Consider the following 9,593-nt stretch of genomic DNA (forward strand, 5'->3'; position numbering starts at 1 on the left):
CGCGCCGCCCGGGCCCCGCCCCCGGGGTGGGCGGGGCCCGGTGCCCGGGGCGAGTCGGGTGCGGCCGCGGGGTTCGGCGACCCGGCGCCCGTTAACCCGCTGCCGGCGCCGCCGACGGCGTCGGCGCGGTCCCAGCACCCGGTGCCGGCCGCGGTGCCCACGGCGGCGATGAAGGCCAACGTCAAAACGGCCCCGCGACGCAGGTCACGGGGCCGCAGACAGAAGGCGGGAATACTCGGCAAGCCCAGCATGGCGCCGAGTCTAGGACAAGCCCCGTGGAGCCACGGCGGGTTGGGCGGAGCTCACACGGGGCGCTCGTCACACCTTCAGGTACTTGCGCAGGGCGATGAACGCGGCCAGCGAGGGCATCAGCACTCCGATGACCAGCACCAACGGCAGCTTGGCCAGGACGGAGTCCCAGCCGATGAAGTTGATCAGCTCCATCTTGCTGCGCAGCGCGGCGCCGTGGTCGATGACGAAGTACTGGCCGGCGCCGAGCATGCCGCAGGCGAACACGGCGCCGATGAGGCCCGCGAAGGCGGCCTCCATGATGAACGGGACCTGGATGTAGAAGCTGGAGGCGCCCACGAGCCGCATGATCCCGGTTTCGCGCCTGCGGCTGAACGCCGAGACGCGCACGGTGTTGACGATCAGCAGCAGGGCCACGATCAGCATGATCAGCATGATGCCGAGGGCGGCCAGGTTGAGGTAGCCGAGCATCGTGAAGAGGTTGTCCAACTCCTGGTGCTGGTCCTCCACCGACTGGACGCCGTCGCGGCCCGCGAACGCCGTGGTGATGACCTGGTACTTCTCGGGCTGCTTGAGCTTCACCCGGAAGGATTCGGGCATCTGGTCCGGGGTGACCACCGAGGCGAGCGCGGTGTGCCCGAAGCGTTCCTTGTAGTGCTTGTAGGCCTCGTCGGAGGACTCGTAGTGGACCGTCTCGACGAGGTCCATCTTCTTCAGGTCGGTCTCGATCTGCTGCTTCTGGTCGGGAGTGACCGCACCCTTGGCGCAGGCCTTGCTCCCGCCCTCGGCGTTGTCCTCCGCGTCGCTCTTGTTGCAGAGGTAGACCGAGACGTTGACCTTGTCGTACCAGTAGCCCTTCATCTCGCTCACCTGGTCGCGCATGAGCAGGGAGCCGCCGAACAGGGCGAGCGACAGGGCCACGGAGATGATGACCGCGAAGGTCATGGTGAGATTGCGACGGAGACCGACGCCGATCTCCGACATGACGAACTGGGCGCGCATGACGTCTCAAGGGCCTTTCAGTGCTGGTAGCCGTAGACGCCGCGCGACTGGTCGCGCACGAGTCGGCCCTGTTCGAGTTCGATGACGCGCTTGCGCATCTGGTCCACGATCTGCTGGTCGTGGGTGGCCATGATCACGGTGGTGCCGGTCCGGTTGATCCGGTCCAGCAGCTTCATGATGCCGACCGAGGTCTGCGGGTCGAGGTTGCCGGTGGGCTCGTCCGCGATCAGGAGGGCAGGCCGGTTGACGAAGGCGCGGGCGATGGCCACGCGCTGCTGCTCACCGCCGGAGAGCTCGCCGGGCATGCGGTCCTCCTTGCCGCCCAGGCCCACGAGCTCCAGGACCTGCGGGACGGCCTTGCGGATCTCGCCCCTGGGCTTGCCGATGACCTCCTGGGCGAAGGCGACGTTCTCGGCCACCGTCTTGTTGGGGAGGAGGCGGAAGTCCTGGAACACGGTCCCCAGCTGGCGGCGCATCTGCGGCACCTTCCAGTTGGAGAGCTTGGCGAGGTCCTTGCCGAGGACGTGGACCTGGCCGTGGCTCGCCCGTTCCTCGCGCAGGACCAGCCGCAGGAAGGTGGACTTGCCGGAGCCGGAGGAGCCGACCAGGAAGACGAACTCGCCCTTCGCGATGTCCAGGGAGACATCTCTGAGCGCGGGGCGGTTCTGCTTCGGGTAGGACTTGGAGACGTTGTCGAATCGGATCACGGGTGCACCACGGTCGCCGGGAGTAGGTGTGCGTGACCATACGCGAACGGGCGGGGGGGGGGGGCCCCGCGTCCGGAGTTGCCCGATATATCCCCTGGTCCGGGAGGGTACGGTGCACGATTGCCCGGACGGGCCGCGCCGAATGTCGCGAGAGCTGGCACAGTGGTAGGGGAACGGAGTCGTTCCTTCAAGCGTTGTTCAAGGGGACGAGAGGAGGAGAGCGCATGACGTACGACCGGCTCGTGTGCGCGAACTGCGCCGCGCCCGTCAGTCAGGGCCGTTGCCCGGTGTGCCGGGCGAACCGGGAGCGCCTCCAGCAGGAGGGCCCCTTCGCAGGCCTGAACCCCATGACGCTCATCGTGCTGCTCGTGGTCCTGGTGGCGGCCCTGGCCCTGGTGGCGCAGCAGACGGCATGACCTCCCGCGTCCCGATCACGGCGTTCCATGCTCACGGCGCTCCATGCGGAGGAAAGACGCAGGGCCCGGACACCTGAGGTGTCCGGGCCCTGCGTCGTCTTCGTCCACGCGGTCTTACGCGGCCTTACGCGGTCTTAGGCAGTCTGCTCCTGCTGCTTGCGCCAGCGGATGCCGGCCTCCAGGAAGCCGTCGATCTCGCCGTCGAGGACCGCCTGCGGGTTGCCGACCTCGAACTCCGTCCGCAGGTCCTTGACCATCTGGTACGGGTGCAGGACGTAGGAGCGCATCTGGTTTCCCCAGGAGCTGCCGCCGTCCTTGAGGGCGTCCATCTTGGCCTGCTCCTCCTGGCGGCGCCGCTCCAGCAGCTTGGCCTGGAGGACGTTCATCGCGCTGGCCTTGTTCTGGATCTGCGAGCGCTCGTTCTGGCAGGAGACGACGATGCCGGTCGGGATGTGCGTGATGCGCACCGCGGAGTCGGTCGTGTTGACGCCCTGGCCACCCGGGCCGGAGGCGCGGTACACGTCGACGCGCAGCTCGGTCTCGTCGATCTCGACGTGGTCGCTGGTCTCGACGACCGGCAGCACCTCGACGCCCGCGAAGGAGGTCTGGCGGCGGCCCTGGTTGTCGAAGGGCGAGATGCGCACGAGGCGGTGGGTGCCCTGTTCGACCGAGAGCGTGCCGTACGCGTACGGGGCCTTGACGACGAAGGTGGTCGACTTGATGCCGGCCTCTTCCGCGTACGAGGTCTCGTAGATCTCGGTGGCGTAGCCGTGCCGCTCGGCCCAGCGCAGGTACATGCGCTGGAGGCGCTCGGCGAAGTCGGAGGCGTCGACGCCACCGGCCTCGGCGCGGATGTTGACCAGCGCCTCGCGCTCGGCGTACTCGCCGGAGAGCAGGGTGCGGACCTCCATCTCGTCCAGCGCCTTGCGGACGGAGACCAGCTCGGCCTCGGCCTCGGCGAGCGTGTCCGCGTCGTCCATCTCCTGGGCGAGGTCGAACAGCACCGCGAGGTCGTCGATGCGGCCGCGCAGGGTCTCGGTCTTACGGACCTCGGCCTGGAGGTGCGAAAGCTTGCTCGTGATCTTCTGGGCGGCGTCCGGGTCGTCCCACAGGGACGGCGCGGCGGCCTGCTCCTCGAGCACGGCGATTTCTGCCCTCAGCTTGTCGAGGTCCAGGACGGCCTCGATCGACCCCATGGTCGAGGAGAGGGACTTCAGCTCTTCGGAAACATCGACGACTGCCACGGGTCCAGCGTAGCCGGTCCGCGGGCGGCCCTGTCCGGGCAGGCCGGATAGCCCGTTCTGATGACGGGGGGAACGGGCGTACGCTCACGGTATGACTCTCCTCCTCGTCAAGCGCCGCCATGTGGACCACATGCGTGTCACGACGACGAGCTGTCTGCCGCCGGACCTTCCCCAAGCCTGATCCACCCCGATCCGACTTGGTCCTGTACGCGGCCCCAGCGGCTCCGGCGCCATCCCTGCCGGCGGCCCTCCCCCTCCGCTGCCCCGACACCTCTGGGGAACAGGACCCCGTGACATCCGAAACGGAGCCGTCATGCCGTCCGCGCACACCCTCCCTGTCATCGACCTCTCCCAGGCCGACGACCCGACCCAGCGGGCCGATTTCCTGAAGGAGCTGCACGCGGCAGCCCGGGACACCGGTTTCCTGCATCTGACCGGGCACGGCATCACCGATGCGGAGACCGCCCGCATCCTCGAGCTGACCAGGGCTTTCTTCGCCCTGCCGGAGGCCGACCGGCTTTCCGTGAGCAATCTGAACTCCCCGCACTTCCGCGGCTACACCCGCATCGGCCACGAGCTGACCGGCGGGGCCTCCGACTGGCGCGACCAGCTGGACGTCGGCGCCGAGCGCCCGGCGCCGGTGGTGGGGCCCGGCGACCCCCCGTACCTGTGGCTGGAGGGCCCGAACCAGTGGCCTCAGGCCTTGCCGGAGCTTCGCCCGGTGGTGCTGGAGTGGCAGTCGCGGCTGGCCGCGGTGGCCCACCGCCTGCTCCAGGAGCTGCTGACCTCGATCGGCGCCCCCTCCGACTTCTTCGACCCGGCCTTCGCGGACCGGCCGCACCTGCACACGAAGCTGATCCGCTACCCCGGCTCGGCGCCGTCCGGCGCCGACCAGGGGGTCGGGGCCCACAAGGACTACGGGTTCCTCACGCTGCTGCTCCAGGACTCGGTGGGCGGCCTCCAGGTGCGCCAGGGCGACGGGTTCCTGGACATCCCGCCGATGCCGGGGGCGTTCGTGGTCAACCTCGGCGAGCTGCTGGAGATCGCGACGGAGGGCTACCTGGTGGCCACGGACCACCGGGTGGTCAGCCCGCCGGGTGCGGTGGAGCGGTACTCGGTGCCGTTCTTCTACAACCCGCGGCTGGACGCGGTGGTCGAGACGGTTCCCGGCGAGTACCTGCGCTCGGCGCCCGGGGTGGCGCACGACGCGTCGAACCCGCTGCACGCCGAGTACGGGCGCAACGAGCTGAAGGGGTGGACGCGGGCCCACCCGGAGGTGGCCCGCCGCTGGCACCCGGAGCTGGTCTCCTCCGGCTCGTAGCGCCCGCCGGGGCGCGGCCCCGCACGACGTCCGCCCGGGCCTCCGGCCCGGGCGCAGTCGTCCGTCCCGGCGGCTACGGCTTCGCCGGGGCCGAGTGCTTGCCGTTCTGCGGGGGCTGCGGCTCGTCGCCCGAGGAGGCGAGCCAGCCGCCCAGGCCGAGAGCGGCGGCCAGGACGACGGCCGCCGCCGTCAGCGCCAGCCGGCGCCGGCGGACCGTGTCGGCCCGGTGGCGGGCCGAGCCGGGCCGGTGCCCGCCCGCGGGGCGCGGTACCCGGGCCGTGCCCAGCGCGCCCCCGGCCAGCTCGTCCGGTCCCGGCACCCGCATCGAGGTGTGCGTGTCCCGGTTCGAGTCCGTCGCGGAGCCGGGCACCAGCGGGACCACGCCCCGGCGGCGGACCGGGTCGGCGTCCAGCGGCTCCACCGAGGCGGGTTCCGGTTCGGGCTCGTCCGGCTCGTCCACGTCCAGCGGCGGCATCCCGGCCAGCATCGGCAGCAGGTCCCTCAGCCGGGCCGACAGTTCGGAGGCCCGCAGCCGGGACGCCGGCGCCTTCGCCAGGCACTGGACGACCAGCTGCCACAGCTCGTCGGGGATGCCGGGCAGCGGGACCACGGTCTCCGTCACGTGCCGCCGCAGCACCGCGCCCGGGTGGCCGCCGCCGAACGGGGTGAACCCGGCCAGCAGCTCGTACAGCACGGTGGCCAGGGCGTATATGTCGACGGCGGCCCGCGGCGGCAGCCCCTCCACGATCTCCGGCGCCAGATAGTCCGGCGTGCCGATGATCCGGGTCGTGGGTGCCGTGGCCCGCCCCGCGGAGGCCCGCCGCGGCGAGTCGATCAGCTTGGCCACGCCGAAGTCCGTCAGCAGCGCCGGGTGCGAGCCGCCCGGGCCCAGCGGCCCCTGCATGTCCAGCAGCACGTTCTCGGGCTTGACGTCCCGGTGCACGACCCCGGCGGCGTGCGCGGCGGCCAGGGCGTCCGCGACGTCGGCGCCGATCGCCACGGCCGCCTCGGGGGCGAGCCGGCGCTCCCGGTCGAGGCGCGTGCGCAGGTCCGTACCGCGTACGAGGTCCATGACCAGGGCCAGGTCGTTGCCGTCGACGACGAGGTCGCGGACGGACACGATGTGGGGGTGGTCCAGGCCGAGCAGCGCGCTGCGCTCCTGGACGAAGCGTCCGACCAGCTCCTGGTCGGACGCGAGGTCCTCGCGCAGCAGTTTGACGGCGACGGGCCCTTCCGGCCCCTCGCCCAGCCACACCGTGCCCGCGCTGCCGCGCCCCAGGATCTGGTGCGCGGTGTACCGGCTGCCGATCTTCCGTGCCACGACTGCTCCCTCAGCGGCTGGCGTACGCACCAAAGCTACGCGGCCGGGTGGGGGTTGGCGGCACCGGAACGCGGCGACCTTCACTTCTGGGGGCGAAATCACGTCCCAGAAGTCGACAAATCCACGAAGTCGGCGCTACGGGGGCCCGGTTCAGGGCGTGCCGCCGCCCGTTCCACCGCTCGCGGAGTCCCCGAGCGCGCTGACCCAGTCGACGATCTCGGTGCCCCAGCTCCACAGCTGGTCGAACCAGCCCTTGCCGGTGCCGACCCACTCCTGGAGCGGGGTGAGCTCCCAGACCAGCCAGCCCGCCACCACGAACAGCAGGATCATGACCAGGCAGCCCTTGAGGCAGCCCAGGCCCGGGATCTTGATCGGGTTGGCGCTGCGCGGGCGCGGCTCGCGCGGCTCCCGGCGCTGCGGCGGCGGGGCCTGCGGGGGCTGCTGCTGCGGGGGCGCCTGGCGCTGCGGGGCCTGCCGCTGCGGGGCCTGCCGCTGGGGCGGCTGCTGGTACGGGGGCTGCTGCGGCTGCTGGTATTGCTGGGGCGGCGGCTGCTGCTGGTAGTACGGCTGCTGCGGCGGCTGCTGGTACGGCGGCTGCTGCTGGTACTGCTGCGGCGGCGGGCCCTGGCGGTACTGCGGGGGCTGCTGGGGGCGCTGCTGCGGCGGCGGGGGCGCCTGCCGCTGCGGGCGCCGGCGCAGCGGGTCCTCGCCCGGGTCGAGGTAGTGCATCTGCGTCTGCTCGTTGCGGTCGCGCGCGGCCTGCATCTGCGACTGCCACGGGTGCGGCTGGTCCGGCTGCTGCACCGGGGGCATGACCGAGGTCGGGTCCGCGCCGGGGCCGCCGGGGCCGCCCGTACTGGGCAGCACCGAGGTGGCGTCGGCCGCGCCGACCGGCGGGAGCACGCTGGTCATGCCGTTCGGGTCGTACGCGCCCATCGGCGCAGCGGCACGGCCGGGCAGCACCTGGGTGGGGTCGGCGGCGTCGCCGTCCGGGGTCTGGGGGACCGGCGCGGGCGAGGGGTCGGGCGCGAGGAGCGCGCCGACGCCGAGGGCGGCCTCCACCTCGGAGGGGGCGCTGTGCACGCCGATGCCGGAGGCGACCACGCGCAGCGCGCGGGCCAGGTTCTCGGCGCTGGGGCGCTCGTTCGGCTCCTTGCGCAGGCAGCGCTCGATGACGATCCACAGCGGCTCGGGCACGTTCGGCGGGCGCTGCGGGTCCTCGCTGAGGTGGCGGTGCAGCACTTCGAGGGCGGTGCCGCCGGCGAACGGCGGGCGCCCGGTGACCAGTTCGTAGAGCAGGATGCCGGCGCCGTAGATGTCGACGGCGGAGGTCTGCGGGCGGCCCTCCGCGGACTCGGGGGCGACGTAGGCGGGGGTGCCGACGAACTCGTGCGTGCGGGTCAGCCCCGGGGAGTCGGCGAGGCGGGCGATGCCGAAGTCGGTGAGCATCGGCTTCATCTGGCCGCCGCGCTCGTCGAGCAGGACGTTGGCCGGCTTCAGGTCGCGGTGGACCACGCCGTCGGCGTGGCTGGCGGCGAGCGCGTCCGCGATCTGGGCGGTCAGCAGGCTCGCGGCCACGGGCGTGAAGGGGCCGTTCTGCCGGATGTACTTGTGCAGGTCCGGGCCGTCGATCAGGTCCATGACGAGGGCGAGGAGGTCGCCCTCGACGACGAGGTCGCGCGTGCGCACGATGTTGGGGTGCGTCAGGCGCAGCAGGACCGAGCGCTCCCGCAGGAAGCGCATGACGATGTCGGCGTCCTGGGCCAGTTCCTCTTTGAGGACCTTGATGGCCACGGTCTCGCCGGGCTGTCCGGCGACGGCGGCCTCCGCGCCGGCCGTCTCCCGCTGGCTCGCACGCCAGACGGTGCCCGTGGCGCCGCGTCCGAGCGGCTCTACGAGCAGGTACTTGCTGCCGACTGGCCGCACGTCTCGCGCTCCCTGCTGTCGTCCTGCTGTGGTTCTTCGCTGTGGTCTTCGCCGTGGTGCTTTTTCCGGCCCACTCTAGGGGGTGTCCCCGTGGAAGACGCGGGGTGCGGGAGGTTGGTTGCCGCACATATGTACGAAGAGTGATGTTTGAGGGGTATGCCGGGGGCGTTTTCGCGGGAGTTTTGGTCGGCTCGTATGCCCGGACGTGTACGCGACATGCACAGAGGTGTGATCATTCAAGATCATTTATTGCCGGGTGCCGGGCGTGTTGTCCGCGACAGGTGCGAGGATGCACCCGTACGGAACGGCCGGGACGGGAGCCCTGCCTTCCGGCAGACCTGACCGGACGACGCGCCGTGCCGGGTGGGGGGGTTGAGCGGGCGGGCACGCCCCGTCGCACCCCCGCCGGGCGCACGCACCGCGCACCGCGCAGAAGGGACCGCTGACGGCGATGCAGATCCGGCTGACCGTCCTTGGGTCGCGCAGCGGCCACCAGACCGCGCCCGCCGGCTGTGACGTGCTCGTCACCGCGCCCGTGGGCACCGCGCTCGCCGCCGTGGCCTCCGGCCTGGCGGCCACGGTCGGCGGCCCCGACACCGGAGGCACGGTCGTGCTGTACGCCGGTACGGAGCGGCTCGACCTCCAGCGCCGGGTGCTCGGGGAGCCGCCGCTCGTGGACGGGGCGGTGCTGGGGCTGCACGCGCCGGTGCCGGACGTCCTGCCGGACGGCAGGGACGGCACGCAGCTGCACGTGGTGGCCGGACCGGACGCGGGCGGGGTGCACCTGCTGCACCCGGGGGCGATCCGGATCGGGCGCTCGGCCGACGCCGACGTCCCGCTGGACGATCCGGACGTGTCGCGGCTGCACTGCGCGGTGACGGTGATGCCGGACGGGCGGGTGGCGGTGGCCGACCTGGACTCGACGAACGGCACGACGGTCGACGGCACGGTGGTGGGCCCGCAGCCGGTGGCGCTGGCGCCGGGCGCGCTGCTCCGCATCGGCGAATCGACCCTCCGCCTGGCCCCGGAGGCGGCGCCCGCCCTCCCGGTCGTGCCGGACCTGGAGGGCCACCTCGCCCTGACCCCGCCCGAGGCTCCCGCCGGACCGGGCCCGCACATCGGCACACCCGGATCGGGCGACACGGCCGGACCGGGCCCGCAGCCGGACGCGGCCGGCGGTACCGGAGCGGAGCACACCGGCCCCGGCCGGACCGGCCCGGGAACGGATACGGGCGCGGGCCGCCCCGCCCCACCCCGCCCCGACCCCCCGCGCGCGCGCGCGGGCGGCCCGCCTCCCCGCGGGGGCCCCGCCCGCGTGCCCCCCCCGCCGGTAGGGGGGTGGGCCACCCGGGGCGGCCGCCGGGCGGCCCGTCCGGGATCTCCGGAGGTCCGGCCATGGATCGGAAG

Annotated in this window: 8 protein-coding genes; 3 read left to right on the plus strand and 5 right to left on the minus strand. The window is 72.6% G+C overall.

What is annotated here, in order from left to right:
* Window positions 1-318: 318 nt before the first annotated feature.
* Complete coding sequence (ftsX, locus tag ACFXA3_RS24060) at window positions 319-1,251, minus strand: permease-like cell division protein FtsX (RefSeq protein ID WP_385189957.1); 933 nt, start codon at window positions 1,249-1,251, stop codon at window positions 319-321.
* A gap of 17 nt (window positions 1,252-1,268) precedes the next feature.
* A complete protein-coding gene (gene ftsE / locus ACFXA3_RS24065; protein ID WP_030161344.1) occupies window positions 1,269-1,958 on the minus strand; it encodes a cell division ATP-binding protein FtsE in 690 nt (229 codons plus the stop codon).
* Window positions 1,959-2,182: 224 nt separating this feature from the next.
* Between ftsE and ACFXA3_RS24070 the strand changes: the two genes are divergently transcribed.
* Window positions 2,183-2,374: a hypothetical protein gene (locus ACFXA3_RS24070; protein ID WP_385189959.1), complete on the plus strand. Its 192-nt coding sequence runs from the start codon at window positions 2,183-2,185 to the stop codon at window positions 2,372-2,374.
* Between the two features lie 134 nt (window positions 2,375-2,508).
* On the opposite strand, the gene prfB is transcribed toward ACFXA3_RS24070, so the two are convergent.
* The gene (prfB, locus tag ACFXA3_RS24075; RefSeq protein WP_385189962.1) at window positions 2,509-3,618 is read right to left on the minus strand and encodes a peptide chain release factor 2; all 1,110 of its coding nucleotides are present in this window, start codon (window positions 3,616-3,618) and stop codon (window positions 2,509-2,511) included.
* A gap of 313 nt (window positions 3,619-3,931) precedes the next feature.
* Here prfB and ACFXA3_RS24080 point away from each other — a divergent pair, with 313 nt between their 5' ends.
* Window positions 3,932-4,939, plus strand: a complete 1,008-nt coding sequence (locus tag ACFXA3_RS24080) for an isopenicillin N synthase family dioxygenase (RefSeq protein ID WP_385189965.1) — start codon at window positions 3,932-3,934, stop codon at window positions 4,937-4,939.
* A gap of 73 nt (window positions 4,940-5,012) precedes the next feature.
* On the opposite strand, the gene ACFXA3_RS24085 is transcribed toward ACFXA3_RS24080, so the two are convergent.
* Window positions 5,013-6,260 carry a serine/threonine-protein kinase gene (locus tag ACFXA3_RS24085; RefSeq protein ID WP_385189968.1) on the minus strand — a complete coding sequence of 416 codons (1,248 nt, stop codon included), beginning with the start codon at window positions 6,258-6,260 and terminating at the stop codon, window positions 5,013-5,015.
* A gap of 150 nt (window positions 6,261-6,410) precedes the next feature.
* Window positions 6,411-8,186, minus strand: a complete 1,776-nt coding sequence (locus ACFXA3_RS24090; protein ID WP_385189971.1) for a serine/threonine-protein kinase — start codon at window positions 8,184-8,186, stop codon at window positions 6,411-6,413.
* 451 nt (window positions 8,187-8,637) lie between these two features.
* Between ACFXA3_RS24090 and ACFXA3_RS24095 the strand changes: the two genes are divergently transcribed.
* On the plus strand, window positions 8,638-9,593 hold a 956-nt coding region (locus ACFXA3_RS24095; RefSeq protein WP_385189974.1), incomplete at its 3' end, for an FHA domain-containing protein.

It is taken from the genome of Streptomyces sp. NPDC059456 (genome assembly GCF_042750055.1).
Taxonomy (GTDB): domain Bacteria; phylum Actinomycetota; class Actinomycetes; order Streptomycetales; family Streptomycetaceae; genus Streptomyces.